Genomic DNA, 26,235 nt, shown 5'->3' with positions numbered 1-26,235 from the left:
GGGTGTCAGGATCGGGTGGCGCGCTCTCGATAGGCGTTGAGTTCGGCGGCCACCGCATCGGGCGATTTGGACCAGCCCCGCGGCAGTCCCGCATCCGCCCCGAACGCCCGGTTGACCTTGGTCATGCTCGTGACGTGCCTGCTGTCAGGCTTGAAATTATAGCCGACGATCCTGCCGCTGCGCGGGGGTTGGAAGACGAAGAAGCTGTCGACTTCACCCCACCGCACCAGTTTCGGCCTACGGACGAAGCCTCCCTCAACCCTGAAGCCCTCGCCGTTCATATGAAGGCGCATGGGGTGGATGATCACCCAGGCGAAGGCGGCGGCGCACAATCCGAACAGTCCGGTGCAAAGCTGGAGCACCACGTCATCCACGTCCATGCCGCTTGCAAAGGGGCCGACGACGAACACCAGGCTCATGGCCAGCAGCAGCAGGTACTTGATGCGGGAGACGGTGATGACTGTCGTTTTCATTTCAAAACCCATGACCACTTGCGACGATCAGATTTTATGATCATTGTTCAATAAATCGCAACCCTCCGTTTTCTGCAGCACGAAATGGCGCGCAGGACCCGGCGCAGGGTGCGAAACGGCGACGCTTGCCCGGCTTTCGCGGCTGGGTCATCGTTTCCATCGGATCAACCGCCCCAAGGGGCAAAAAGAGAGTGGCTCATGCTCAGGACGATGATTTTCGCAGGGGCGATGCTGGCGGCGTCCGGTCCGGTTCTGTCTCAGGCCTTTGACGAACTGGAAGGCCATTACTCAAGCCAGACGCCCGGCCGCGAACTGACGGCGGACCTGAAGCGGATCAACGGGACGCGTTATGCGGTTTCGCTGTCGACCATGACGCCGATGCGCGGAGACGTGGGCGGGTGCGGGGGCGGCATCGACGGCGAGGTCGTCCTGACAGGCCGCAGAGGGGTTCTGCGCGTGGCCGAGCCGGATGCGCCGACGCCGCGCGTTTGCGAAATCGAACTGCGATTCACGGCGCCCTACGAACTGTCGCTGCAGGAAAAGAACGGCTGCACCTATTTCCACGGCGCCGCCTGCGAGTTCACCGGCAAGGTGACCCACGACGCAGCGGGCCTCTGAGCGGCAGGCCAGTCAGGGCAGGCCAGTCAGGGCGGGGCGTCATGCCGCGGCGTGAAGACGCCCCGCCCAAACCGATCACAGGTTGGTTCAGAGTCCGTTGAACAGGGCGACGACGCTGCGCGGCGCCTCGGCGCCGAAGAAGCGTTCGTGATTGCGCGCGGTAAGGTCGGCGACCTGGCGGCTGCGCGGAAACAGCCTTTGCTCATAGGCCGTCAGCCCCGCCTCCATATCGTCTGGCGAGGCGGCGATGGCCTGGGCCAACTCGGCCCCGTCCAGCAGGGCCAGGTTGGCGCCCTCACCGGCGAAAGGCGACATCAGATGGGCCGCGTCGCCGACCAGGGTGACGCCGGGCGTGCGCTTCCAGCTGTGATCGACGGGAAGCGCATGGATGGGGCGCAGGATCGGCTCCACGTCGCTGTGGGTGATCAGGTCGATCAAGGGCGGCGCCCAGCCGGTGAAGGCCTCTGCGATCAGGCTCGGATCGGCGAACCAGGCCTCCGGCCGGTTCAGCGCGGCATAGGTCCGCAGGGTTCCGTCGGCATAGCGGTGCGACAGAATGCCTTGGCCCGGCATGACCGCCATCAGGGTGCCCAGACCGATCATCTCGGCGCTGGCGGGCAGGCGGGCGTCGCCATCCAGAACCGTCGTCTCGACAAAGGATGTGCCGGTATAGGCGGGCGCGGCGGCGGACAGCAGGGGGCGAACCTTGGACCAGGCCCCGTCCGCCCCGACCAGCAGATCCGATGCGGCGGTCGCGCCGTCGGCGAAGCGCAGGGCGTGGCGGCCTTCGCCCAATGGCGTGACCGCGACCAGCTTGCGGCCCCACTGGATCGTCTCGGCCGGCAGGGACTGGATCAGCATCCGGCGCAGGTCGCCGCGGTCGATCTCGGGCCGTTCGCCCCTGTGGCTGCCGGGCTTGTCAAACAGGATGCGGCCCGTGGCGTCGACGATGCGTTTGGCGTCTTCGCCCGGCCGGACAAGGCTCAGGAAGGTGTCGAACAGACCCGCCGCCTTCAGGGCGATCTGGCCGCTGTGTTCGTGCATGTCGAGCAGGCCGCCCTGGGTGCGGGCGTCCGCCGAGGCTTCGGCTTCATGAATGGTGGATGCGATCCCGTGCAGATGCAGAACACGGGCGAGGATGAGGCCGCCGAGACCGGCGCCGATGATGGTGATGGATTTAGGCACGTCGCGCTCCTGTGCCCCTCTGACGACCACGCAAGCGGGCGCGCACGTCAGAAGGCTGCCTGTTGTCAGGCGGTTGATTCGGGAGACGCTGGCCAAGCCGTGCAGCGGCACGGGCCGGGATGCGTGCGACGGCCCGAAGAACAGGCGGTCATTTTCGCGTCACGGCCAAAGTACAGCAGGCACGGCGACGAAACAATCCGGCGGGGAGGATGGCCCCCGTCGGTTCAGAAATCCAGGTCGGCGTACCAGCTTGCGGGCGGCACGCCGATGAAACGGTCTGCCAGCAGCGGGCGGAAGCAGGGGCGGGACTTCAGCTTGGAGTACCAGGTCTTCAGCGCGGGCCAGTGGGTCCAGGTGATCTCGCCGAAATAGTCCAGGATCGACAGGTGGGCGGCGGCGACCAGGTCGGCCTGGCTGAGACGGCGTCCCGCCAGCCAGTCACGGGCGCCGGCCAGCTCCTCCAGCATGATCAGATGCTCCTTCAGCGCCTCGCGGCCTTCACGCAGGGCGCGGGCCTCGGGCGGCCCCAGTTTGAGCAGCGGCTTCTCCAGCCGTTCGTGCAGCAGGATGGCGTCCACATCGTCGCTGAAGCGGCGGTCGAACCAGCCCGTCAGGCGTCGCGCCTCGGCGCGTTCGGCGGCCTCGGCGGGCAGCAGCAGGGGCCCGCGCTGCTGATCCTCGATCCAGCCCAGTATGGCGGGCAGTTCGCACAGGTTCAGCGGGCGTCCGCGATCCGAGGTCTGGATGACCGGCGGCATGCCGGACGGGTTGAACTGGTTCAGCGGGCAGTCGGCTTCCCAGGGACGGACGGGCGCATCGGCGTATTCGATCTTCGCCTCGCCCAGCGCCAGCCGCGCAGCGCGCGAGGCGGGATGGAAGGCGAAATGATAGAGTACGCACTGGGACATCGACGCATCCTAGCGGACGACATCTTAAGTCCTCGTTTACCGGCTTAGGACCACGGGCCCTTGGGCTTGGCCTGGGGAGCGGGTTCGGGTGCGGACGCGGCGGGTGCGGACGGCGTGACCAAACTCTGACCTGGCGCGGGTTCGGCGACGACCGCCGCGGGCTTGGGCGTCGAACCGCGCGGATCGGCGTGGATCAGGATGTCGGCGGCGGGGAACAGCGTCAGAACCCGCGTCTCGGCCTCCACGACAATGGCGTGGGCGGCGTCCAGCGTCAGGGCGGCGTCCAGATCGACATGCATCTGCACCACCATCACCTGTCCGGCCATGTGGGCGCGCAGGCGGTGAACCCCTGAGATCCGCGGATCAGCCAGCACCGCCTGGGTAAGGGCGGCCAGTTCGGTTTCCGGGAGGGCGCGGTCCAGCAGGTGATCGGCGGCGGACCTCAACATCCCGGTCGCGCCCCAGAACAGCCAGACGGCGACGACCAGACCCGCCGCCGCATCCAGACCCGGCGCATTGAGGAAGGCGCCCGAGATCACCCCGATCAAGACGACGATATTGGCCGCCAGATCGGCGGCGTAGTGGGCTCGGTCCCCGGCGACAGCTAGGGATCCGGTCGTCTTCAGGGCGCGGGTCTGCATCCACACCAGCCAGGTGGTGATGGCGATGCCGGCGATCACGACGCCGACGGCCCAGCCGCCGGAGGTGACGGGGCGCGGATCAAAAATGCGCTGCACCGCCTCCCAGCCGATGAAGACGGCCGAGGCGAAGACCAGCCCGGCCTGCACCAGGGCCGACAGGGCCTCACCCTTGCCGTGACCATAGCGGTGCTCCTGATCCGGCGGGGCGGCGGCCCAGCGCACGGCGAAGAAGGCGGTCAGGGATCCCGCCAGGTCCAAAGCCGAGTCCGTCAGGCTGGCCAGAATGGACACCGACCCCGACGCCCCCAGCGCAAAGGCCTTCAGCACGATCAGCACGATGGCCACGCCTACCGACAGGCGGGTGATGCGGCGTGTGGCGCCATTGGCGTCTTCGAGCGGCGCGGGAGAGGGGGAAGACGAGGTCGACATGCAGATTTCCTTGTCTCCCAATCATGGCCGAAAGCCAACCTTGGCGACGGAATAGACGAGCGTGGCCGTTTCAGTTTAGGACAGGGAAACGCCGCTGTGCGGCCTGCTGTTCAATTCGAATGCGAAACAGTCGTGAGGGGACGATATGGGCGCTGACGAACGCTGGATCGCCAGAAGCGAGGCCCTGAACCGCCTGGGCGTGAAGGCCCAGACCCTGTACGCCTATGTCAGCCGTGGACGGATCGCCGCCCGGCCTGATCCGACGGATTCCCGTAAAAGCCTTTATGCCGCCGCCGACGTGGCCCGTCTGTGCGGCGACGAGGTCGACAGCGGGGATGTCGGCGTCGTGCGGGCGCCGGGCTTGCGTCCGCCCGGCCTGGGCGCAGCCGCGCGCGGCGAGGCGGATGTCCATTCCTCCGTATCCATGACGGCGGAGGGGCGGCTCTTCTATCGCGGTCGCGACGTGGTGCAGCTTTCTGAGAGCGGCTCCATCGAGGCCGCGTCGCGGGTGCTGTGGGATGCGCGGGGCGACGATCCCTTCGCCGGTCTGAAGCCGCGCATTGATCCCATCGTCGGCGGATCGACCCAGCGGCGCGTGCTGGCCGTGCTGGGGCGGCGCCTGACCGAGGACGGCTCGGCCAGGGTGCAGGAACCCGCTGTACTGAAGCGCGAGGCCGCGTCCCTGCTCAATGAGGTGGTGGACAGCGTGTCCGGGCCGGGGCCCCGCCTGTATTTCCACCAGCGTCTGGCGCGCGGGTTCAAGGTGGTGGACGTGCAAAGCCACCTGCTGCGCCGCGCCCTGGTGCTGGGCGCCGACAAGGGGCTGGATGCGGCGGTGCTGGCGACGCGGGCGGCGGCGGACGGGGGCGCGTCCCTGGCCGGGGCGGCGCTGGCGGGGCTTTCGGCCTTGGGCGGAACCCTGACGGCCATGGGGGACGTCGTGGCCTATGTCAGCGAGGCGCGGCGTGATCCGACCGGCGCGGCCAAGCGCTGGATCGGTCTGCGCGGCTCCGTGCCCGGCTTCGGCGTCTGCGATTTCGCGCGCCACGACCCGCGCGTGGACGCCTTGCTGAGCCATGCGCAGCTGACCCCCGATCTGGCGGCGATCCGCACCGAAGGCGAGGCGGCGGGTGGCCAGGGCGCCAGCTTCGAACTGGCTCTGGCCCTTGTGTCGCGCAGGCTGGATCTGGGGCCGACCGGGGCGGGCGACCTGGTTCTGCTTGGCCGTTTGAACGGACTTTTGGCCCATGCGCTGGATCAGGTGATTGACGGCTCGCCTATCCGGTCGCGGTTGCGCTATGTGGGGCCAGAGCCGGGCGCGAACTGACCCGGACCCATGCGGGGATTTCATGGCGGATTGGCTTGCGGCGATCATTCTGGGTCTGGTCGAAGGACTGACCGAGTTCATACCGGTGTCCTCCACCGGCCATATGCTCCTGCTGGGCCATTTCATGGGTTTCGAAAGCTCGGGCAAGACGTTCGAGATCGTGATCCAGCTGGGCGCCCTGCTGGCCATCATCAGCGTCTATTTCAAACGCCTGTGGGCGCTGGCGACGCGCTGGCCGTTCGACCCTGAGGCGCGGCGCTTCCTGATCGGGCTTCTGGTCGCCTTCGCCCCTGCCGTGGTGATCGGCTTCTTTGCCTACGACTTCATCAAGACCGTGCTGTTCGAGACGCCGATCGTCATCTGCATCGCCCTGATCGTCGGCGGCGTCATCCTGTTGGCGCTGGATCGGATGGACAAGCGTCCCCAGTGGCTGAACGCCGAGACCTATCCGATGCGGGTCTATTTCCTGATCGGCCTGTTCCAGTGCCTGGCCATGATCCCCGGCGTGTCGCGTTCGGGCGCCACCATCGCGGGCGGCCTGCTGCTGAAGACGGACAAGCGTTCGGCCGCCGAGTTCAGCTTCTTCCTGGCGCTTCCGACCATGGGGGCGGCGGTCGCCTATGACCTGCTGAAAAGCTACAAGACGCTGGATTTCAGCGACATCGGCCTGATCGTCATCGGCTTTGTCGTGGCCTTCATCTCGGCGCTGGCGGTGGTGCGTTTCCTGCTGGACTTCGTGTCCAAGCGCGGCTTCGGCGTCTTCGCCTGGTGGCGGATCGCGGTGGGCGTCGTGGGGCTGGTGCTGCTGCAGATGGGCTTCTGAGGCTTCCTCAAGCCGTCATCCTGGGGCCAATCGGCATTCAGCCTGGAGCCGTCATTCCGGAGCGTCCAAAGGACGAACCCGGAACCCAGGAAACGTGCATACGGCGTCGAACGCCTTCAGCGAAGCGACGGCGCCCCTGGGTTCCGGGTTCTTCGCTCCGCTTCGCCCCGGAATGACGACTTGAGAAGTGCGTCGCTGGTGAAAACGGCCTTGCGGCGTTAAGGGCGGGGCATGACCACGCTTCTCTACGGCCGACCGCCGGTCGTCTTTGACCCGCCCGGCGCCGCGACCCAGACCTCGCCCCTGATCCCCGGCTCCACGCCGATCGAGTCCGTGCCTGACGGTTCGGTCGATGAGGTGATGATCTACGCCCCGCCCGGCGTGCTGGAGCGCCGCTATGTGCTGGCTCAGGCGCTGCGGGCGTTGAAGGTCGGCGGGCGGCTGGACGTGATGGCCTTCAAGGACAAGGGCGGGTCGCGCCTGAAGAAAGAACTGCTGGGCTTCGGCGTCGAGGTCGGCGAGACCGCCAAGGCGCACCACCGCCGCTGCATCGTGATCAGGCCGGAAGCTGTGACCGGCCTCGACGCCGCCATCGCCGATGGCGCACCCCGGATCGTGCCGGGGCTGGAGGCCTGGTCGCAGCCGGGCGTCTTCGCTTGGGACCGGATCGACGCAGGCTCGGCCCTGCTGGCCGAACATCTGCCCGCCCTGAAGGGCGCGGGCGTGGACCTGGGCTGCGGCTACGGCGCACTGGCCACGGTGGCCCTGCGTTCGCCGGGGGTGACCTCGCTGCGTCTGATCGATCTGGACCGCCGGGCCGTCGAGGCCGCCCGGAAGAATCTCGAAGATCCACGCGCCAGCGTCGAATGGGCCGATGTGCGCACGATGACGGCGGACGGCGAACTGAACTTCGTCATCTCCAACCCGCCCTTCCACGACGGCGGCGCTGAGGACCGGCGCCTGGGTCAGGCCTTCATCCGCAAGGCCGCCGAACTGCTGAGGAAGGGCGGCGTCGCCTGGATCGTCGCCAACCGGCACCTGCCGTATGAGGCGGAGTTGAACGCCGCGTTCAATCGCGTGCGGATGGTGGCGGACGCGGGCGGCTACAAGCTGTTTGAGGCTGTGAAATAATGGTCAAGACGCCAACCTCCCGCGTTGATCGCCTATTGGGTTCGATGGGCTATGGCTCGCGGGCGGAGATGGCGCGGATGGCCAAGGCGGGCGGCATCGTGCTGGACGGCGTGGACCTGACGGATGTGTCCAAGCGCATTCCGGTGACGCCCGACCTGCCCAGCCGCATGGAGATCGACGGCCAGCCGCTGGACCCTGTCCAGGGACTGGTGCTGATGTTGAACAAACCGCTGGGCATGACCTGTTCGCACAAGGAAGAGGGCGCGCTGGTCTATGACATCCTGCCCGGACGCTGGCGCGAGCGGGATCCGGCCATCTCGACCATCGGGCGGCTGGACAAACAGACGACGGGTCTGTTGCTGCTGACCGACGACGGCGATCTGCTGCATCGGGTGATTTCGCCCAAACGCCATGTGACCAAGGTCTATCGCGCGACCCTGGCCCGGCCCCTGGCAGGGACGGAGGGAGCGCTGTTCGCGTCCGGCGAACTGGTGCTGGAGGGCGAGGACAAGCCGTTGTCGCCTGCGGTGCTGGAGGTGGTGTCGCCGACCGAAGCCCTGCTGACGGTGACCGAGGGGCGCTATCACCAGGTCAGGCGCATGTTCGCCGCCGTCGGCAACCATGTGGAGGCCCTGCACCGCGAGCGGATGGGCGGGCTGGTCCTGCCCGACGATCTGGCGCCCGGTCAGTGGCGGCTGCTGACCCAGGCCGAAATCGACAGTCTGTTCGACTGAGGCGCGGGAACCCGAACGGCGCTGGCGACCTATCGCTCCGCTGAGGCGGAGTGGATCATGGACGGCGCGACCATCAAACGGGATTTGCGGACCGGACGTTCGCTGTGGGCGGACAGCCCCGGTCTGGGCGTGAAGACGCGGCCCCTGACCCAGGCGATCTCGGTCGATGTCGCCGTGGTGGGCGCAGGGATCAGCGGGGCCTTCGTCGCGCATGAGCTGGCGCGCGATCACACGGTGGCGGTGCTGGACCGACGCCCGCCGCTGATGGGATCAACCCTGGCCTCCACCGCCATGCTGCAGTGGGAGATCGACCTGCCGCTGACGACCCTGGCTGGGCGGATCGGACCGGCCAACGCCCGGCGCGCCTATCGCCGGTCGCAGTCGGCGGTCGACGCCCTGCAGAAGATCGTCATTGATGAAGGCATCCGCTGCGGCCTGAAACCCAAGGGAAGCCTGTATCTGGCGGGCGATGAATACGGCCATCGGGCGCTTGAGGCCGAGGCCGAGGCGCGGACGGCGATGGGGCTGAAGAGCCGCTACATCGGCCCGGCGGAACTGCGCGAACAGTTCGGCGTCGACCGCACCGGCGCCATCGTTTCGGAGGGTTCGGCCAGCGCCGACCCGGCAAGGCTGGCGGCGGGGCTGCTGCGGCGCGCGACGGAAAAGGGCGCCAAGATCTATTCCAGGGTCGAGGTGCTGGAGGCGGTCAGCGACCCCGACGGCGTGACCCTGCTGACCGATGCGGGTCATGCGGTGCGCGCCGGCAAGGTGATCTTCTGCTGCGGCTATGAGTTTCCCAAGGGCGTGCCCACGCCGGGCGCCGAGGTGATCTCGTCCTGGGCTCTGGCGTCCAAGCCGCGCGTGCGCTGCCCCGCCTGGCTGCGCGACACCTTGGTGTGGGAAGGCTGTGACCCCTATCTGTATTTCCGCATGGGCGGCGACGGACGGCTGATCGTCGGAGGCGAGGACGAGGCGTCCGCAACGGCGCATGAGGACACGGCCAAGCTGAAGCGGAAATGCCAGACTATCGCCAGAAAGCTGCGCCGCCTTTTGCCCGATCTGGAGTTCGAGGTGGACTACACCTGGGCGGGCGCCTTCGGCGAAAGCGCAACCGGCCTGCCGCAGATCGGCCCGGTCGAGGGACAGGATCATATTCACGCCGTCATGGGCTTCGGCGGCAACGGCATCACCTATTCGGTCATCGCCTCCCAGATCATCGGCCGCACGATCCGGGGCCAGGTCGATCCCGATGCGGACCTCTATCGGGCGTGATGGACATTTTTGGCCGAAATGGCTATCTTGATGGCCATGTCCAGCTATTCCGTCGCCGAAGCCAAGAACAACCTGCCCAAGCTGCTGGATCGCATGTTGGCGGGCGAGGCCGTGACGATCACCCGGCGCGGCGTGCCTGTGGCGCGGCTGGAACCGGCGCAGGCGGTTAAGCCGACATCCGGCCCGATGGACATGGATTGGCTGAAGCGTGTGCGGATCAAGACGGAGGCTTCGGTGGACTCCGTAACCCTCTTGCGCCGCATGCGGGATGAAGAGATTTGACTGTCTATCTGGACACCAGCGTCCTGATGTCTCTGTTCCAGAACGACAAGCATACGGAGCGGGCGTCGACCTGGATCGCGGACGTCGATGACTTCGTCATGAGCAGTTGGACCGTGACTGAGTTTTCCTCCGCCCTGGCGGTGAGGACGCGGATGCGCAATCTGCACGACAAGGAACGTCGCGAGTTCGAACTGCAGTTGGACCAATGGTTGAGTGGCAGGGTCATTCTTTCGGTGATCGACAATGACATGGTGGAAGCGCGGCGGCTGGTCAGAAATGACGTGAGACTGCGCGCACCGGATGGGCTTCATCTCGCCCTGGCCGTGCGACATGGATGCCGTCTGGCGACGCTGGACGAGGCCATGGCGGCGGTTGCGCGTGACATCGGCCTGACGGTGATCGTGCCATGACCCTGATCAAGATCTGCGGCTTGACGACGCCGGACACGCTGGACGCGGCCCTGGACGGCGAGGCGGATTTCGTGGGAGCGGTGGTGTTTCCCAAAAGCCCGCGCCACATCGCGCCCGCAGACGCCGCTGTGTTGTTTGAGCGGGCGCGCGGGCGGGCGAAAATCGTGGCGGTGACGGTCAATCCGGATGACGGCCTGCTGGACGAGATCGCGCGGACGCTGAAGCCGGACTTCATCCAACTGCATGGGGCTGAGACGCCGGCGCGGGCGGAAACTGTCCGGGCGCTGACGGGGGCGGGGGTCATCAAGGCCCTGCCCATCCGCCATGGCGATGATTTCGCGGCGGCGGACGAATGGGATTACCACGCCGACCATCTGATGTTCGACGCCAAGCCGCCGGAGGGTTCAGCTTTGCCGGGCGGGGTGGGGCACAGTTTCGACTGGACTCTGCTGGCGGACCGGGTGTTTCGCCATCCCTGGTTCCTGGCCGGCGGTCTGAACCCGGACAATGTGTCTGAGGCGCTTCGGATAACAGGGGCGCCGATGGTGGACGTCTCCTCTGGCGTCGAAAGCGCGCCGGGTGTTAAGGACGCGGGCCGGATCGCGGCCTTCATCGAGGCCGTGCGCCGGTCGTAATTCCGACGCCGCCTTGCGTGAAAGCTGAACTCGTGACCGCAACCTTGCCCAACACCTACGCCTGGCCTGATGCGCAGGGACGTTTCGGCCCCTATGGCGGGCAGTTCGTCGCCGAAACCCTGATGCCCCTGATCCATGAACTGGACGCGGCCTATGCGGCGGCCAAGGCGGACCCGAGCTTTCAGGCCGAACTGGACGGCTTCCTGACCCATTATGTCGGTCGCGAAAGCCCCCTCTATTTCGCCGAGCGCCTGACCGAACATTTCGGCGGCGCCAACATCTGGCTGAAGCGCGAGGACCTGAATCACACGGGCGCGCACAAGATCAACAACTGCATGGGCCAGATCCTGCTGGCGCGCCGCATGGGCAAGACGCGGATCATCGCCGAGACGGGCGCGGGTCAGCATGGCGTGGCCTCGGCCACCGTCGCCGCCCGCTTCGGCCTGCCCTGCACCGTCTATATGGGCGCGGTGGACGTGGAGCGGCAGCAGCCGAACGTCTTCCGCATGCGTCTGTTGGGAACCGAGGTCTTCCCCGTCACGGCGGGCGCCGCGACCCTGAAGGACGCCATGAACGAGGCGATGCGTGACTGGGTCACCAATGTCGCCGACACCTATTACATCATCGGCACGGCGGCGGGTCCGCACCCCTATCCGGCCATGGTGCGCGATTTCCAGTCGGTGATCGGCAAAGAGATCAAGGTCCAGTCGCGCGCCCAGATGGGCAAGCTGCCGGAAGCCGTGGTCGCCTGCATCGGCGGCGGGTCGAACGCCATCGGCGCCTTCCACCCCTTCATCGAGGATGAGACCGTGCGCCTGATCGGGGTCGAGGCGGCGGGCTATGGTCTGGACACGCCCGATCACGCGGCCTCGCTGAAGGGCGGGCGCCCCGGCGTGCTGCACGGCAACCGCACCTATCTGCTTCAGGACGACGACGGCAACATCGTCGAAGGCCATTCGATCTCGGCGGGTCTGGACTATCCGGGCATCGGGCCGGAACACGCCTGGCTGCACGACATCGGCCGGGCCGAATACCGTTCGGCGACGGATAACGAGGCGCTGGAGGCGTTCCAGTTGTGCTCGAAACTGGAAGGCATCATTCCGGCGCTTGAGCCTTCGCACGCCCTGGCGCGCACCGGCGAAGTGGCGCGTGAAGTCGGCAAGGGCGGCGATGTCGTGCTGCTGATGTCGGGACGCGGCGACAAGGACATCTTCCAGGTCGCCAAACATCTGGGAGTGGAACTGTGATCCGTAACCTGCTGGCGGCGACCGCCGTCCTGATGATTGCGACCGCCGCACAGGCGCAACAGGCTGCACCTGTGTCGCCGGGTGGCGCGCAGGGAGCTCCGGCGACCGATATCCCGCTGCTGCCCGGGACGCAGTTGTCGCAGGATTGCGGCGGCCTGGGCCTGGCGGGCCGCGCCTATTGCTTGACTGCCCCCTTGGGACAGATCGGCGCTCTGGCCGACGCCTATATTGCTGACTTGGCAAGCCGCCAGTGGCTGGCGGCGGGCGGGGACGACAACCGCGTAGTCTTCGTGAAGCGCCGCGACGGCGGCGGTTGCGATGGATTGCAGATGGTCGCCTTCTACGACACCACCAAGCCCGCCGTTGCTGAACTGCCCGCTTATCTGGGCTTCGCCACCATTCCAGGCGACGTGTGTGCGGCCCAGCCCGCCGCCCCGGCTCCGGCCAACGGAAGCGCCCCTCAATGACCACCGCCCGTATCAACGCACGCTTCAAGGCGCTGAAGGCCGAAGGCCGCGCCGCCTTTGTTCCCTATGTGATGGGGGGCGATCCCTCGCGCGAGGAGGCTCTGGCCATCCTGAAGGGCCTGCCCGCCGCGGGCGCCGACATCATCGAACTGGGCTTCCCCTTCAGCGATCCGATGGCCGAGGGGCCGCCGATCCAGAAGGCGGCGATCCGGGGTCTGGCCGCCGGTTTCGGCCTGCGTTCCACCATGGATCTGGCGCGTGAGTTTCGTAAGCAAGACGATGCCACCCCGATCATCCTGATGGGTTATCTGAACCCGATCGAGAGCCTGGGCTATGACGCCTTCGCCGACTATGCGGCGGCGTCGGGGGTCGACGGCCTGATCGTGGTCGACTGCCCGCCGGAAGAGGCCGCGCCTTTGGTCGAGGCGCTGGACAAGGTGTCGATCTCGCTGATCCGTCTGGCCACGCCGACGTCCGATGACGCGCGTCTGAAGATCGTGGTCCAGGGCACCTCGGGCTTTGTCTATTATGTCGCCGTCGCGGGCGTGACCGGGGTCAAGGAAGCCGACGCCGACGTCGTGGCGCCCGCTGTTGCGCGGGTGCGGGCGGCCTCGGGCCTGCCGGTCGCCGTGGGCTTCGGCATCAAGACGCCGGAACGGGCCGCCGCTATCGCCCGTGTGGCGGACGCCGTGGTCGTCGGTTCGGCCCTGGTCGAGGAAGTCGCCGCCGCCGTCGCCGCGAACGAACCCGCCGCCCCGCGCGTTCTGGCCAAGGTGAAGCTGCTGAGCGACGCTGTTCGGTCGGTTGCTAGTGCTTCCGTGACGGAAACCGTTTAAGAGCGCCCCCATGGTCGACAAGAACAAGCCGCAGGAAAAGCGCGGCGGATGGCTGAGCCGCTTTGCGCCCGGCGTCCGCAAGATCGTCTCTCGCCGGGACACGCCGGACAATCTCTGGGTCAAGGATCCCGATACCGGCGAGATGCTGTATCGCTCGGATCTGGAGACCTCGCTGTGGGTCACGCCGTCGGGCCGTCATATGCGCATCGATGCGCCGACACGCCTGCGCGCCACCTTCGATGGGGCCAAATACGAGGCCATCGAAACCCCGGACGTGCCGGAAGACCCGCTGAAATTCTCGGACGGCAAATCCTACAAGGACCGCCTGAGCGCCGCGCGCAAGGCGGCGGGCCGCAAGGACACCATGGCCATCGGCTATGGCTCGGTCGGCGGTCAGGATGCGGTCGTGATCGTGCAGGACTTCACCTTCATGGGCGGGTCGCTGGGCATGGCGGCGGGCGAGGCCTTCATCAAGGCGGCGCGCGAGGCCGTGGCCCGCAAGGTTCCGCTGATCTGCTTCACCGCCGCCGGCGGCGCGCGGATGCAGGAAGGCGCCCTGTCGCTGATGCAGATGGCGCGCACCACCCTGGCCATCGAGGAAATCAAGGAAGCGCAACTGCCCTACGCCGTGGTCCTGACGGACCCGACGACGGGCGGGGTGACGGCCTCCTACGCCATGCTGGGCGACGTGCATCTGGCCGAGCCGGGTGCCCTGATCGGTTTCGCCGGCCCGCGCGTGATCGAGGCCACCATCCGCGAGAAACTGCCGCCGGGCTTCCAGCGCGCCGAATATCTGCAGGAAAAGGGCATGGTCGACCGCGTGGTCGTCCGCGCCGACCTGCCGCGCGTCCTGGGTGAAATCCTGTCTATGCTGATGGGCGGAACCCGTCAGGCGGCCTGACCGCCGTGGACCCGATCTCCGAACGCCTCCGGGCGCGGCATCCGCAACGGATCGACCTGTCGCTGGATCGGATGAAGGCCTTGTGCGCGGCGCTGGGTGATCCCCAGCACCGCCTGCCGCCTGTGATCCATGTGGCGGGAACCAACGGCAAGGGTTCGACCGTATCTATGATCCGCGCCATCGCGGAGGCGGCGGGGCTGAAGGTTCACGCCTACACCTCGCCCCATCTGGTGCGGTTCAACGAGCGTATCCGCCTGGCTGGAAAACTGATCGAGGACGATCAGTTGAACGCCATCCTGGACCGAATCGAGGCCGCCACTTCCGATTCTGGGGGCGAAGCGACCGTGTTCGAAAGCACGACCGCCGCCGCCTTCGTCGCCATGTCTGAAACCCCCGCCGACCTGGCCATCATCGAGGTGGGGCTGGGCGGGGTTCTGGACGCGACCAATGTGATCGAACGGCCTTTGCTCAGCGTCATCACGCCGGTCGATTATGACCATGCCGAGTTCCTGGGAACCGATCTGGCGGGCATCGCCGCCGAAAAGGCGGGGGTGCTGAAGCCCGGGGCGCCGGGCGTGATCGCGCGCCAGCAGGAGGTCGCCATGGCCGCCATCGAACGCGCGGCGCAGGCTGTCCATGCCCCGCTGACGGTCATGGGCGTGGATTTCGACGCCTGGACGGAACGCGGCGGGCTGGCGTTTCAAGATCAGCAGCGGTTCCTGGATCTGCCGGCGCCGGGTCTGGCGGGCGCGCACCAGATCGACAATGCAGGCGTGGCCATCGCGGCGGCGCTTGAGCTGGATCTGCCGGAAACGGCGATCGCCGAAGGTCTGAGGTCCGTCCGATGGCCTGCACGTCTGCAACGGATTTCGGCTGGCCCCTATGGCGAGGCGGCCAAGGCGATGGACGCTGAACTGTGGCTGGACGGGGGGCATAATCCCCATGCCGCGCGGGCCTTGGCGGCGTTTCTGGCCGACCGGCAGGCGCGCGCGCCGCGTCCGCTGGCCCTGATCTGCGGCATGTTGGCGAACAAGGACGCGGGCGGTTTCTTCGCCGCGCTGAAGGACAGCCACGCCACCGTCTTCACCGTGGGCTTTGACGGAACAGCGGCGGACCCGGCGGGGTTGGCCGCCGTGGCGCGCGGACACGGTCTGGCCGCCACGCCTGCCGGATCGGTCGATGAGGCGTTGAAATTGGCGCTACGTCTGGGCGCAGGCCGGGTCGCCATCTGCGGCTCGCTGTATCTGGCCGGAGAGGTTCTGGGCGCCAGCCGCGAAACCTGGCCCGACTAGGATAGAGCTGCGCTTTCCCTTCCCCGCGGGGGAGGGTGGTTGAGCGAAGCGAAACCGGGTGGGGGCGGCAGTGCTAATCCCACAGGCCTTGTTCGTAACAGACAAGTGCGGCCTTGCCGGGCTGCCCCCACCCCGTCGCTTGCGCGACGACCCTCCCCGGAACGGGGAGGGAGAGAACTGGTGTTACTTGCTCATCCACGGACGGGATTTGCCCGCTGCGATCCGCGCGTTCTGTTCGCGCTGGAAACGGCCGCCGCGCGGCGCCTTGGGGCGGGCGTCCAGCTTGGCGTTCTTAAGGCGCAACGCCTTCTGGACCGGGGTTTCGCCCGGAATGTCGTCGGTTGCCGCCGGGTCGGTGATGTGGTCGTCGTCGTTCATGGCGGCATCCTAGCATGAAAACGCCCGCCGGTCGGAACCGGCGGGCGCTGGATCCTCAGTGGCGGCGAAGGATCAGGCGTCGGCCTTGACGCCGGCCTCGGCCAGCCATTCGACGATCTTGCCCTTGGGCATGGCGCCGACCTTCATCGAGGTCATCTGGCCGTCCTTGAACAGCATCAGGGTCGGAATGCCCTTCACGCCCAGCTTGGACGGGATCAGGGGGCTGTCGTCGATGTTCACCTTGGCCACGGTGACTTGGCCGCCCAGTTCGTCGGCGATCTGTTCCAGCGCGGGGCCGATCTGCTTGCAGGGGCCGCACCACTCGGCCCAGAAATCGACCAACACAGGGGTGGAGGACTTCAGGACGTCGGCGTCGAAGCTTTCGTCGGTGACTTTTACCGTCGCCATAAATGGCTCCTTGGGGCGCCAGCACTCGGCCCGCAGGGCCTCGCTGCTTGAGCGCGAATAGAGGTTGTCCGGATGCGTCCGGGTTCGGCCACAGATGTGGGAGCGAATCGCGGGCAATTCAACTGGTCGAAAGCGCCGCCTCCAGCATCGCCTGCGGAATCGGCATCAGCTTCGGCCCGTCGGTCCAGACCAGCGCGGCCTCGACCGGGCGGTCAGGATACAGGCGTTTCAGCACCGCCACATAGACCGCCGCCTGCAGCACATAGGCGGCGTCGACCGCCTCAATGGCGTCGGGGGCGGGGCGGTTGGTCTTGTAGTCGACGACCAGAACCCGTTCCGGCGTCACCACCAGCCGGTCGATGCGGCCGTTGATCGACACACCGGACGGCAGGCCGGGCGCCGATCCCGTCAGGGCGACCTCGGCGCGCGAGCCGGGGCCGAACACAGGGGCGAAGCGGGCGTCGTCCAGCACCGAGAAGGCGGCGGCGATCATCTCGGCGCGCTGGGTGTCGTCCAGATCGGTCTCACGCGACAACAGGCGCACGGCGGCGTCGGCCCGGTCGGCGGGCGCGATGTCCGGCAGCCGTTCCAGCAGACGGTGGATCAGGTCGCCGCGCCGGAACCGGCCCAGATCCGCGCCGCCCGAACTGCTCTTGGCCAAGGGCGACGGCGCGGGGATACGGATGGAGCCCTCCATCCGCGACGGCGCGGCGAACCGGGCGGCGGCGTCTGCGGGCGGCGGCGTGGTCGCCCAGGCCGGAATGGCGGTTGCGGCGGCTGTCGATAGCGCGGTGCGAGGCGTGGTTTCCGGATCGGCCCCGAACCTCAGCCGCCCGCCGTCGAGCAACTGAACAGCGTCGGGCCGGTCCTGCGCCAGCCGCTCGAAGGTGCCGGCGATCACGTCCCACCAACTGCCTTCTTCGTAGCCCGTCTCTTTCGGACGGCTCATCTTCCTGCCCATGACGATCAGGCGATCGCGGGCGCGGGTCAGGGCCACATAGAGCAGACGCAGGGATTCCGCGTCGGTGCGGTCCACGCGGGCCTGACGCACCTCGGCGGAGGCGGCGCAGTCGGACTTGGCGCTGGACGGACACATCAGCCAGGCCTCCGAACCATCGGCCAAGATCGCGGGCATCAGGGTCGGTCCCTGCGGCTTCGCCTTGCCAGTGGTGTCGGGCAGGATGACGATGGGCGCCTCCAGCCCCTTGGAGCCGTGCACGGTCATGACGCGGACCTCGTCGCGCGCGCCTTCCATCTCGCGCTTCACCTCGACGTCGGCCTGTTCCAGCAGATTGAGGCAGGTCTCCAGATCGCGTCCGCCGCGTTCCTCGGCCGCGAGAACCTGGGCCAGGGTTTCGTCGATGGCCTCCTCGGCCTCGCGACCCAGCCGATCTAGAATCCGCGCTCTGCCCGAACGCCCGTCCGGTCCGACCCGGTTCAGGGCGGCGGAGAAGAAGGCGAAGGGATCGCGGTCGCGCGCCTCGATCAGCGCCCCCATCAGATCGCGTGCGGCGGCCCAGGCAGGGTGTTCATGGGCGCGGCGCTGCAGTTCCCGCCACAGGCTGCGCCCCTCGCGGCCCACCTTGTCCGCCAGCGGATAAAGGGCGTCGGCGGGGCCGAAATCGGCGACATCGCACAAGGGGCTGCGCAGGATCTCCGCCAACGACAGGTCGTCGTCGGGGAACAGGGCGAAGCGCGCCAGGGCGATCAGGTCATCGAAGACGATATGGTTCGACAGCTTCAGCCGGTCGGCGCCCGCGACCGGCACGCCCTCGGTCTTCAACGCGCGGATGATTTCTTCGAACGTCGCATCGCGGCGGCGCACCAGCACCAGGAAGTCGCCGTACCGGACCGGGCGCAGCGCGCCGCGCTGTTTCGGGTCATAGATGGCGGCGCCCGTCTCGACCTGCTGTCTGATCTCGCGCGCCAGCGACTGGGCCAGCTGTTTGCGGGCGCTGCGGCTGTCTTCCTTGTCGACCGGGGCGTTCCAGGCTTCGCGCTCGGGCGTCGCCGGGTCTTCGAACAGGGGCCACAGATCGACCGCGCCATACTGCTGCAGACGCGCGGGGCGGTGGATGGCGATTTCGCCGGTCTCGCCCACCAGGGCGCGGGTGCGGCCGGGGCTGTCGAAGGCGGCGTCCACGAACTGCAGCACCTCCTCCGTCGAGCGGAAAGAAGTGTCCAGCGGCACCTCGCGGAAGTCGGCGCCCGCCGCCCGCACCAGATCATCATAGACGCGGGCTTCCTGACGCAGCCGCTCCGGTTTGGCGCCCTGGAAGGAATAGATCGACTGTTTCTCATCGCCCACGGCGAAGACGGTGCGGGGGATGGCCGCGTCCTTCCGCTCGGCGCCCGAACCAGCGAAGAAGGGTTCCGTCAGGGCGCGGACGATGTCCCACTGGTCAGGCGCCGTGTCCTGGGCCTCGTCGATCAGGACATGCTCGATCCCGCCGTCCAGCTTGTACAGAACCCAGGCGGCTGTGGCCCGCTTGGTCAGCAGTTCCACCGTGCGTCCCACCAGATCGGTGAAGTCCAGCGCGCCGTCCGCCCGTTTGGCGGCCTCGTAAAGGGCGGCGTGGACGCGGGCCAGGGTCAGCACCTTCTCCGTCTCGTCCGCCACGCGCGCGGCGCGCACCCGGTCCAGCGTCGAGACGTACTTCAGCGACACATCCGCCAGATAGGAGGTCGCGCCGGGCGGGGCCTTGGACGTGCCGAACTTGTCGCGCGCCACGCCCTTGGAATCGATGAAGATGGGCGTCATCGCGGCCAGGGTCGTGGCGGGCGGAACGGCCTCGCGCATCTGGCCCGCCAGTTTCTTGTCATTGGCGCCGCCCGTGGCGAACCCTTCGGCGGCGGCCAGCCAGTCGGCGGGGTTCAGCCAGTCCATGAACCCGGCCTCGATCTGGGCGGGGGTTTCGTCGCGCGTGACGCCGACCAGTTCATGCGGACCGGGCGCGGTCCCGGCGTCGATGCGGGCCAGATAGTCCAGCAGCGGCTCGCGTTTCGCCTCGATTGCGTCCAGCAGCGAATGAAAGTCGCTCCAGGCCAGTTCGACGGCGAAATGGGCGTAGGCGCGGCCCACCGGACCGTCGGCGTCGTTCAGGGCGTAGCGGGCCAGATCCTCGCGTGCGGCGTGGGACAGGGCCAGGGCCGCCTGATCCTCCAGCACCTCGAACCCCGGCGCGACCCCGGCTTCCAGCGGGAACCGCCGCAGCAGCTTTTCGCAGAAGGCGTGGATGGTCTGGATCTTCAGCCCGCCGGGCGTCTCCAGCGCGCGGGCGAACAGGACGCGGGCCTCGGACAGTTCGGCGTCCGTCAGGCTGGCGGGATCGCGCCCGTCCAGCCGCGCCAGATCGGCGGCTAACGCCCTGTCGTCGGCGACGGCCCATTCGCCTAGCCGTTCGAACAGCCGCGCCTGCATCTCGGCGGCGGCGGCCTTGGTGTAGGTGACGCACAGGATTTCACCGGGCCGCACCCGTTTCAGCAGCAGGCGCGCCACGCGGCTGACCAGGGTGGTGGTCTTGCCCGAGCCCGCGTTGGCGGTGACGAAGACCGACAGGGCCGGATCAGCGGCGGTGGCCTGATGGGCGCGCGCCATATCCACTGGGGACAGATCGGTCATTCGGGCGCCTCGTCCTCGCCGCCGACGACGTGCCATTCCCAGACGCGCGCCAGATGGTCGTAGTTGCCGCCGAAATTGCCCATGAACTGCGGCGCCACCCATGAGGTGTAGGGCGTAGCCTCGTCATCAAAGGCGGCGACGCCCAGCTTCAGCCGGTCCAATTCGCGCGCGGCCATCTGGGCTGCGGTCTGGGTGTTGCCGCGCCCCTGACGTGAGACGTCGTCCACCTTGCCCGGGTCGCGGCGGCCGGTGACCTTGACGTACAGCAGTTCGGTCGCCTCGGTCGGGGGCGCGTCGAACCCGCCCTCAGCCAGGATGGCGGCGGTCAGGGTCAACTGCGGCGCGAACCCCTGCACCACCTGTTTCTGGCTGGGCGTCTGGCCGGTCTTGAAGTCCAGAACCGCCGCCCCGTTCGCATCCAGTTCGATCCGGTCGGCGCGGGCGGTGACCGTGAAGGGGCCTGCGGGGGCGTCAAAGACGACGGCGCCCGACTGTTCGATCAGCAGGGTCGCCCCGCGCGCGCGCCGTTCCCGCTCGAACCGCTCCAGCCACAGGGCGGCGTTCCGGGCCAGCGGGCGTTCGCGCGCCAGGGCCGCATCCTCGAACCCGGCGTCGGTCATGGCGGTCATGATGAAGTCGGCGATCTGGTCGGCGCAATCTTCGGGCAGGACATCGGGCCAGACGCGGACCATCTGTTCGATGGCCTCGTGGATGGCGTTGCCGCGCGCCATGGCCTCGGCCGAGGCGCCGGGCCGGTCCAGCACCTTCAGCCCCAGAATGCGCTGGGCATAGACGGCGTAGGGGTCGCGCACCCAGCGCTCGATCCCCGTGACGGGCAGGTTGCGCGGACGGCGGTCCACCGGCGGGGTCGGGGCGGGGCGGCGTGCATAGTCGGGCGTGTCGCGCAAAGGCGCATCCAGCGCGCGGATCCAGTCGGCGACATGGGCGGGGGCGGAAACGGCGACCGGCGTCTCAGCCATGTTCGCGCCGCGCGTCAGCATGTCCAGCCGCCACAGCCAGCGAGAGCGGACGGCGGGTTGCCCCCCGCGCCGTTCGGTGTGGATCAATATGGCCTCGTCGGCGCAGGCGGCCTGAACGAAATCCTGCGCGCTCTGGCCGATGCGGCGCTCGGGCGGGGGCAGGCCCAGCGCCTTTCGCATGGGGCGCGACAGGAAGGGATCGACCGGCGCGCCCTGCGGCCAGACGCCTTCCTCCAGCCCGGCCAGGATCATCCGGTCGGCCCGCACCAGACGCGCCTCGATGGCGCCCAGGATGCGCAGCGACGGATGGGTCGCCCCGCCGGTGCGCACCACGGCGTCGGCCAGCAACCCCTTGATCAGTTCCACCAGATCACTGGTCGAGACGACGCCCAGCGAGGCCCCGCCGGTGATCAGGTTCGACAACAGACCGGCGGCGCATTCGCCATCCGGCCCGGCCCAGGCGTTCTGACCCGCCAGCGCCTCGATCAGCACGGTCAGGGCGCGGGCGGCGGCGTCCAGTGGTGCGTCGGGGCTGAAGGACGCGCGGGCCGTCGTGATCAGGCCCTCCAGATGGTCGCCCAGGGCGCGCGCCTGGGCATGGCGTTTCAGGCGGCCCTCAGACGGCGGGGCGCCGTCGCGGTCTGGCGACAGGGCGTGGTCCAGCTTCCTCTTCAGCCGCGCGAAACTGGCGTGGCGCGGGCCGCGCAGGGCCATGTCCTCGAAGGCCACGACGGCGCGGGCGGCGTCGATTTCTCCAAGGTCCAACTGGACCAGCGGATGCTTCAGCAGGCCCAGCAGCACCTGCGGATCGGTCGGGGCGGCGATCCAGCGCACGCACAGTTCGACCAGCACGCCCGCAGGCATCCGGTTCAGCGGCTGACCGGCCGAGGCGTCAGGCACCACGCCCCAGCGTTCCAGACGCGCAGCGACGCGGCGCCCCAGACCCTGATCCGGCGTGACCAGGGCGCAGGTCTTGCCGGGCGTCTCCAGCGTCTCGCGCATCATCAGGGCGATGGCGGCGGCGGTCTCTTCGTCATGCCGCAGGTTCAGGACCGACAGGCCCTGCAGTCCCTCGGCGATGGGGTCGGCGGCGCGGCCCGCCTCCACGGCGCGGGCGCGGATGTCGCGGATGGCTTCGCGCCAGTCTCCGGTCGCATCGGCGGGGCGCAGGGCTTCGTTCAGCAGGCGCTGGCGGGCCAGACCGCGCTGCTCCGTCTGGGGCGGGACTGGCGGCTGGAACCATGGACGCACGGCGTGACGGTGGATGCCGTGGCGTTCCAACAGGCGTTTCAGGGCGCGCTGGGGGTGTTGTTCGTTTTCTTCGTCGATCTGGTCCCAGACGCGGTCGTCCAGATCAGGATCAAGACCCGGCAGGACCACGCAGCCCAGAGGCGCGCGGGCCACGGCGCCCAGAACGTCGGCGGCTGCGGGCACGGTGCCGGTCGATCCGGCGGCGATGACCGGCTGGCTGGGCGGATGGGCGTCCCACAGGTCGGCCAGACGGCGCAGCAGTGTGGCGCGCCGCCACGCCGGATCGACCAGGCCCAGTTCGGCCAGCCGCTTCGGCCAGGCGACGACGCCCAGGCTCAGGAAGTCGGCGGACCGCTCCCAGTGTTCGGCCATTTCGCCGTCGACCAGTTTGGCGACCCGTTCGGGATCGGGAACCTCCTCCAACTGGCAGGAATCCAGGAAACCGCCCAGGGCGTCCGCCAGATCCAGCGCCCGCATCGGCGTCAGATCGCTGTCGAACTGCTCCACGATCATCCGCGCCATCTCGAACCGGCGCGTCAGGGGGGCGATGGCGGGCGCAAGGTCCAGGCCCAGGGCGCCGGGCGTGAAGGGCGGCTCGTCCTCCTCCAGATCGCCCAGAGGCCGCACCTGCGGCAGCAGCACGGGCCGCCCGTCCGCCAGCTTGGACAGCGCCCCGGTGAAGGCCCGCGCCGCCCGGCGGTTGGGCAGCAGTATGGTCGCGTCCGAGAGGGTCTCGGGCGGCAGTTCGCCCAGCCACGCCAGCACCCCCGCCGCCAGGTCTTCGAGGAAGGGCCTATGCGCCGGAATGGCGTGCCATCGTGGGCCCGACCCGCCGAAGGGATCGAACGCGGTCACGCCGCTCCCGCCAGTTTCGCCTCGGCCTCATCGCGCGCCTGCGGATCGCCGACGTGCATCCAGTCGCCGTCCAGCACGCAGCCGAACAGGCGGCCTTCAGCCGCCGATCTGCGCCACAGGGGGCTCAGCGAGAAAGCGCCGTCGGGGCCCTGGTCGGCGTATCCGGGTCGGGTGATATGGACCCCCATATAGGCGAAGGGGGCGGACGGGGCGTCGCCGCGGAAGGTCAGCCTGCCGTCATCGGCCAGGAAGAAGTCGCCACCACCCTCGAAACCGATGGAGCCCTCGCGCCGGGCCAGCAGCAGGGCGGCGTCCATCGTCTCAGGGTCCCAGAGGCGGACGAGGTCGCCAAGAGCGTCGCCCCGGTCGATCCAGACGCTGTCGATATTGGCGACGAAGACCGGATCATCGCCCAGCAGCGGGCGCGCCTTCTTCAACCCGCCGCCGGTCTCCAGCAGTTCGGCGCGTTCGTCGGAGATGACGATCTGCGGGCCCCGGCCACGCGCCGCCAGATGCTGCTCCAGTCGCTCGGCGAACCAGTGGACATTGACCACGGCCTCGGTCACGCCCGCATCGGCCAGCCGATCCAGCACATGGTCGATCAGGGCGCGGCCCTGCACCTCGACCAGGGCCTTGGGCCGGTCATTGGTCAGCGGACGCATCCGCGTGCCCAGTCCCGCTGCCAGCACCATCGCCTTTGTCGGAGCCATCATGCGCGGACCTCGGCTGGGACATGGCGGTCGAACCAGCGGGCGACGGGCGCCAGGGCGGGTTGTTCCAGATTGGCGTTCAGATGCCGCCACATGCGCGGCAGGAACTGACGGTAACGCGGCTTGCCGTCGCGGGCGATCAGGCGGGCGAAGATGCCGATGATCCGCGCCTGGTTCAGCGCCGCGAGACCGGCGTAATCGGCCATGAAGGCGGCACGGTCCACATCGGAACGCAGGGCGAAATAATGGTCCAGAGCCTCAGCCTCCAGCGCGGGCGCGACATCGCGCCGGGCGTCCTGAAGCAGGGAGTGCAGATCCCATGACGGGTGGGCGCGCACCGCGTCCTGGAAGTCTATCATGCCGACGCGGGCGGCGCCCTGACGCTCAGGCAGCCAGATCAGGTTTTCGGCATGATAGTCGCGGTGCGCCATGACCGAGGCCCCCGCTGCGCCCGAGGTCACGATGGGCGCCCAGGCCGCGCGCCAGTCGGCGATGGCGGCGGCGTCGAACGACACCCGGTCATCGAGTTTCGGCAGCCATTCGACGAACAGGTCCGCCCCGCCCTGCAACGCCGTCTCGTCATAGGTCAGCAGAGGCCATTCGCCTGCCGGACCCTGCAGGATTTCGGGCGGATTTCCGGCTTCGTGCAGGACGGCCAGGGCCTCGATGGCGGCCAGATAAAGCGACGTCTCGTCGGCGCCGTCTTCGATCACGCGGGCGAACAGGGCGTCGCCGAAATCCTCCAGCACCGCCAGACCGTTCGGCGCGTCCAGCGCCGGGATTTCGGGGGCGGACAGGCTCAGGCGTTTCAGATGGGCGGCGACGGCGGCGAAGGCCTCGATCCGACCGGCCGACAGGCGGGCGACGGCGTTCCAGCCCGCCGCGCGGCGCTGATCCGGCGTCCATGACGGATCGCACGGCGGGCTTTCGGCGGCGGGCGCCTGGTCCATCAGCATCAGGGTCGGGCCGTCAGCCGGGGCCAACCGCTCGTACCGGCGCGTCGAGGCGTCCCCGGGCAGGGGGGCGCGCACGGCGTCGGAAAGGCCGACGGCCTTCAGAAAGTCGATACGGAGGGTTTCGCGGTCAGAGACGGACATGGTCGATCAGGGCTTCCCACCGGCCTGCGCCGGAAACGGTCGCAAGGCGGCCTTCGCCGTCCTCTGCGATGACAAGGGTCAGGCGGTCGGGGCCCAGGAACCGCTCCGGCGCCTCGCCCAGACGTTCGGGCCATTCGATGACGGCGCAGCCTTCGTCCAGCGCCTCGTCCAGACCGATCTCGAAGGCCTCTTCGGGCCGGGTCAGGCGGTACAGGTCGAAATGGGCGACGGGCGGGTCGCTCTCATAGAACTGAACCAGGGTGAAGGTGGGCGACGGCACGTCCTCATCCGGCGTGGTCAGGGCGCGGATCAGGCCGCGCGCCAGCGTCGACTTGCCCATGCCCAACGGTCCGTACAGCAGGACGCTGTCGCCGGGGGCGAGCAGGGGGGCGATGGCCTGACCCAGGCGGGTGGTGGCCTCGGCGTCGGGCAGTTCAATCTTCATGCAAACACCGCGTCATGATCGGCGGCCAGCGTCCGTTCGGTGAAATGTTTCAGGACTTCAGTCGCCTTTGCAGCGTCCACGTCCAGCCGCTCAGCCGGGATGGGCAGGCCGACATTGACGCCGAAATCCTTGCCCTCCTTGTTCAGCAGTTCGTGGAACAGGGTCACGTCGCGCAGTTCCTGCGAGAAGCGGTCGAAGGTGTGGAACAAGCGGCTGTAGGGCCCCGTGACGTGCATGGGCGTGACGGGCGCATCGTATTTCCGCGCCATGGAGGCGGCGGTCGGCGCCCATTCGGGGTCGGTGATCAGACCATCCTCGCCCACCCGCGCCAGACGCCCGGCGGGGAACATGACCACGCAGCGTTCGGCCTCGAAGGCTTCTTTCGCCGCGTTCAGGGTGGCGCGGGTCTTTTCGCGGGTGCGTTTCTCATGGACCCATTCGACGGGGATGATAGTCTCATCCAGGCGCGGCGAGACGCGGATCGCATCGGCGTTGGCGAAGAAGATCATGTCGCTGCGCCTCTGCTTGATCGCGTCATAGACAGCGACCCCGTCGGCGATCCCGGTCGGGTGGTTGCACACCACGATGCAGCGCCCAGTGGCGGGCAGACGGTCCAGATTGGTCGTCGTCACCTTCAGCCTCAGCAGGTCCGACACATAGTCGAAGGTCCCGGCCCCCGACAGGGGCCGAATGGCGTCCGCCATCCGCACCGCCGCCCCATAGCCCAGCACCCCGTAAAGGGCGGGCCGCACGACCGGCCACAAGGGCGAGGCGGTCAAACGCGGCGCACGCTCGGCGATCAGCACATCGACAATGTGCGGCTGGCGTCTGGCGGGGGGCGAAGCGGAATCCATGGAAGATCGCTTGTCGCCGGTTCG

General features: G+C 68.3%; 26 protein-coding genes. 14 read left to right on the top strand and 12 right to left on the bottom strand.

Annotated features, from left to right (window positions below; translation table 11 throughout):
* Positions 1-5: 5 nt before the first annotated feature.
* Positions 6-473, bottom strand: a complete 468-nt coding sequence (locus tag KWG56_RS12485; RefSeq protein WP_219355002.1) for a hypothetical protein — start codon at positions 471-473, stop codon at positions 6-8.
* A 198-nt stretch (positions 474-671) separates the two neighbouring features.
* Between KWG56_RS12485 and KWG56_RS12480 the strand changes: the two genes are divergently transcribed.
* Entirely contained in the window at positions 672-1,091 is a 420-nt protein-coding gene (locus KWG56_RS12480) for a hypothetical protein (protein WP_219355001.1), read from the top strand.
* Positions 1,092-1,178: 87 nt separating this feature from the next.
* Here KWG56_RS12480 and KWG56_RS12475 read toward each other — a convergent pair whose 3' ends face one another.
* The 3 genes from KWG56_RS12475 to KWG56_RS12465 all read right to left on the bottom strand — a co-directional run bounded on the left by KWG56_RS12475 (position 1,179) and on the right by KWG56_RS12465 (position 4,254).
* Positions 1,179-2,276 (bottom strand): FAD-dependent oxidoreductase, encoded by a 1,098-nt coding sequence (locus tag KWG56_RS12475; protein ID WP_219355000.1) that lies wholly within the window; start codon positions 2,274-2,276, stop codon positions 1,179-1,181.
* 224 nt (positions 2,277-2,500) lie between these two features.
* Positions 2,501-3,184, bottom strand: a complete 684-nt coding sequence (gene fzlA / locus KWG56_RS12470) for an FtsZ-binding protein FzlA (RefSeq protein ID WP_219354999.1) — start codon at positions 3,182-3,184, stop codon at positions 2,501-2,503.
* A 44-nt stretch (positions 3,185-3,228) separates the two neighbouring features.
* Positions 3,229-4,254 (bottom strand): cation diffusion facilitator family transporter, encoded by a 1,026-nt coding sequence (locus KWG56_RS12465; RefSeq protein WP_219354998.1) that lies wholly within the window; start codon positions 4,252-4,254, stop codon positions 3,229-3,231.
* 145 nt (positions 4,255-4,399) lie between these two features.
* Between KWG56_RS12465 and KWG56_RS12460 the strand changes: the two genes are divergently transcribed.
* The 13 genes from KWG56_RS12460 to KWG56_RS12400 all read left to right on the top strand — a co-directional run bounded on the left by KWG56_RS12460 (position 4,400) and on the right by KWG56_RS12400 (position 15,611).
* Positions 4,400-5,581 carry a citrate/2-methylcitrate synthase gene (locus KWG56_RS12460; RefSeq protein WP_219354997.1) on the top strand — a complete coding sequence of 394 codons (1,182 nt, stop codon included), beginning with the start codon at positions 4,400-4,402 and terminating at the stop codon, positions 5,579-5,581.
* Positions 5,582-5,603: 22 nt separating this feature from the next.
* Positions 5,604-6,404: an undecaprenyl-diphosphate phosphatase gene (locus tag KWG56_RS12455; RefSeq protein WP_201099954.1), complete on the top strand. Its 801-nt coding sequence runs from the start codon at positions 5,604-5,606 to the stop codon at positions 6,402-6,404.
* Positions 6,405-6,635: 231 nt separating this feature from the next.
* Positions 6,636-7,535 carry a class I SAM-dependent methyltransferase gene (locus tag KWG56_RS12450; RefSeq protein WP_219354996.1) on the top strand — a complete coding sequence of 300 codons (900 nt, stop codon included), beginning with the start codon at positions 6,636-6,638 and terminating at the stop codon, positions 7,533-7,535.
* Positions 7,535-8,269 (top strand): pseudouridine synthase, encoded by a 735-nt coding sequence (locus KWG56_RS12445; RefSeq protein WP_219354995.1) that lies wholly within the window; start codon positions 7,535-7,537, stop codon positions 8,267-8,269. Before KWG56_RS12450 ends, KWG56_RS12445 begins: the two co-directional genes overlap by 1 nt.
* Before the next feature lie 57 nt (positions 8,270-8,326).
* A complete protein-coding gene (locus KWG56_RS12440; protein WP_219354994.1) occupies positions 8,327-9,541 on the top strand; it encodes an NAD(P)/FAD-dependent oxidoreductase in 1,215 nt (404 codons plus the stop codon).
* An 18-nt stretch (positions 9,542-9,559) separates the two neighbouring features.
* Positions 9,560-9,823: a type II toxin-antitoxin system Phd/YefM family antitoxin gene (locus tag KWG56_RS12435; protein WP_201099958.1), complete on the top strand. Its 264-nt coding sequence runs from the start codon at positions 9,560-9,562 to the stop codon at positions 9,821-9,823.
* Positions 9,820-10,233, top strand: coding sequence for a type II toxin-antitoxin system VapC family toxin (locus KWG56_RS12430; protein WP_201099959.1), 414 nt, complete (start codon positions 9,820-9,822; stop codon positions 10,231-10,233). Before KWG56_RS12435 ends, KWG56_RS12430 begins: the two co-directional genes overlap by 4 nt.
* Complete coding sequence (locus KWG56_RS12425; RefSeq protein WP_219354993.1) at positions 10,230-10,868, top strand: phosphoribosylanthranilate isomerase; 639 nt, start codon at positions 10,230-10,232, stop codon at positions 10,866-10,868. The genes KWG56_RS12430 and KWG56_RS12425 overlap by 4 nt, the downstream gene beginning before the upstream one ends.
* A gap of 32 nt (positions 10,869-10,900) precedes the next feature.
* Entirely contained in the window at positions 10,901-12,115 is a 1,215-nt protein-coding gene (trpB, locus tag KWG56_RS12420; RefSeq protein WP_219354992.1) for a tryptophan synthase subunit beta, read from the top strand.
* Positions 12,112-12,582, top strand: a complete 471-nt coding sequence (locus tag KWG56_RS12415) for a hypothetical protein (protein WP_219354991.1) — start codon at positions 12,112-12,114, stop codon at positions 12,580-12,582. Before trpB ends, KWG56_RS12415 begins: the two co-directional genes overlap by 4 nt.
* Positions 12,579-13,418, top strand: coding sequence for a tryptophan synthase subunit alpha (gene trpA / locus KWG56_RS12410; protein WP_219354990.1), 840 nt, complete (start codon positions 12,579-12,581; stop codon positions 13,416-13,418). Before KWG56_RS12415 ends, trpA begins: the two co-directional genes overlap by 4 nt.
* A 10-nt stretch (positions 13,419-13,428) precedes the next feature.
* Positions 13,429-14,319, top strand: a complete 891-nt coding sequence (gene accD, locus KWG56_RS12405) for an acetyl-CoA carboxylase, carboxyltransferase subunit beta (RefSeq protein WP_201099964.1) — start codon at positions 13,429-13,431, stop codon at positions 14,317-14,319.
* 5 nt (positions 14,320-14,324) lie between these two features.
* Positions 14,325-15,611, top strand: a complete 1,287-nt coding sequence (locus tag KWG56_RS12400) for a bifunctional folylpolyglutamate synthase/dihydrofolate synthase (protein WP_219354989.1) — start codon at positions 14,325-14,327, stop codon at positions 15,609-15,611.
* A 183-nt stretch (positions 15,612-15,794) separates the two neighbouring features.
* Here the strand turns inward: KWG56_RS12400 and KWG56_RS12395 are convergent, their stop codons facing one another.
* From KWG56_RS12395 to KWG56_RS12360, 8 genes are all read right to left on the bottom strand, one after another.
* Complete coding sequence (locus tag KWG56_RS12395; protein WP_219354988.1) at positions 15,795-15,989, bottom strand: hypothetical protein; 195 nt, start codon at positions 15,987-15,989, stop codon at positions 15,795-15,797.
* A 72-nt stretch (positions 15,990-16,061) separates the two neighbouring features.
* On the bottom strand, positions 16,062-16,397 hold the full coding sequence (gene trxA / locus KWG56_RS12390) for a thioredoxin (protein ID WP_201099967.1): 336 nt from the start codon (positions 16,395-16,397) through the stop codon (positions 16,062-16,064).
* Between the two features lie 118 nt (positions 16,398-16,515).
* Positions 16,516-20,019 carry a double-strand break repair helicase AddA gene (gene addA, locus KWG56_RS12385; RefSeq protein WP_244999505.1) on the bottom strand — a complete coding sequence of 1,168 codons (3,504 nt, stop codon included), beginning with the start codon at positions 20,017-20,019 and terminating at the stop codon, positions 16,516-16,518.
* Entirely contained in the window at positions 20,016-23,105 is a 3,090-nt protein-coding gene (gene addB, locus KWG56_RS12380) for a double-strand break repair protein AddB (RefSeq protein WP_219354987.1), read from the bottom strand. The genes addA and addB overlap by 4 nt, the downstream gene beginning before the upstream one ends.
* Positions 23,102-23,818 (bottom strand): N-acetylmuramate alpha-1-phosphate uridylyltransferase MurU, encoded by a 717-nt coding sequence (gene murU / locus KWG56_RS12375; protein WP_244999504.1) that lies wholly within the window; start codon positions 23,816-23,818, stop codon positions 23,102-23,104. The genes addB and murU overlap by 4 nt, the downstream gene beginning before the upstream one ends.
* On the bottom strand, positions 23,815-24,912 hold the full coding sequence (gene amgK, locus KWG56_RS12370; RefSeq protein ID WP_219354986.1) for an N-acetylmuramate/N-acetylglucosamine kinase AmgK: 1,098 nt from the start codon (positions 24,910-24,912) through the stop codon (positions 23,815-23,817). Before amgK ends, murU begins: the two co-directional genes overlap by 4 nt.
* Positions 24,899-25,357, bottom strand: coding sequence for a tRNA (adenosine(37)-N6)-threonylcarbamoyltransferase complex ATPase subunit type 1 TsaE (gene tsaE, locus KWG56_RS12365; RefSeq protein WP_201099970.1), 459 nt, complete (start codon positions 25,355-25,357; stop codon positions 24,899-24,901). The genes amgK and tsaE overlap by 14 nt, the downstream gene beginning before the upstream one ends.
* Positions 25,354-26,211 carry a GNAT family N-acetyltransferase gene (locus KWG56_RS12360; RefSeq protein ID WP_219354985.1) on the bottom strand — a complete coding sequence of 286 codons (858 nt, stop codon included), beginning with the start codon at positions 26,209-26,211 and terminating at the stop codon, positions 25,354-25,356. The genes tsaE and KWG56_RS12360 overlap by 4 nt, the downstream gene beginning before the upstream one ends.
* Positions 26,212-26,235 lie beyond the last annotated feature (24 nt).

Origin of the sequence: Brevundimonas nasdae, assembly GCF_019395145.1 — a bacterium.
In the GTDB taxonomy this organism is placed as follows: domain Bacteria; phylum Pseudomonadota; class Alphaproteobacteria; order Caulobacterales; family Caulobacteraceae; genus Brevundimonas; species Brevundimonas nasdae.
This window is presented reverse-complemented; position numbering and strand designations above follow the sequence as displayed.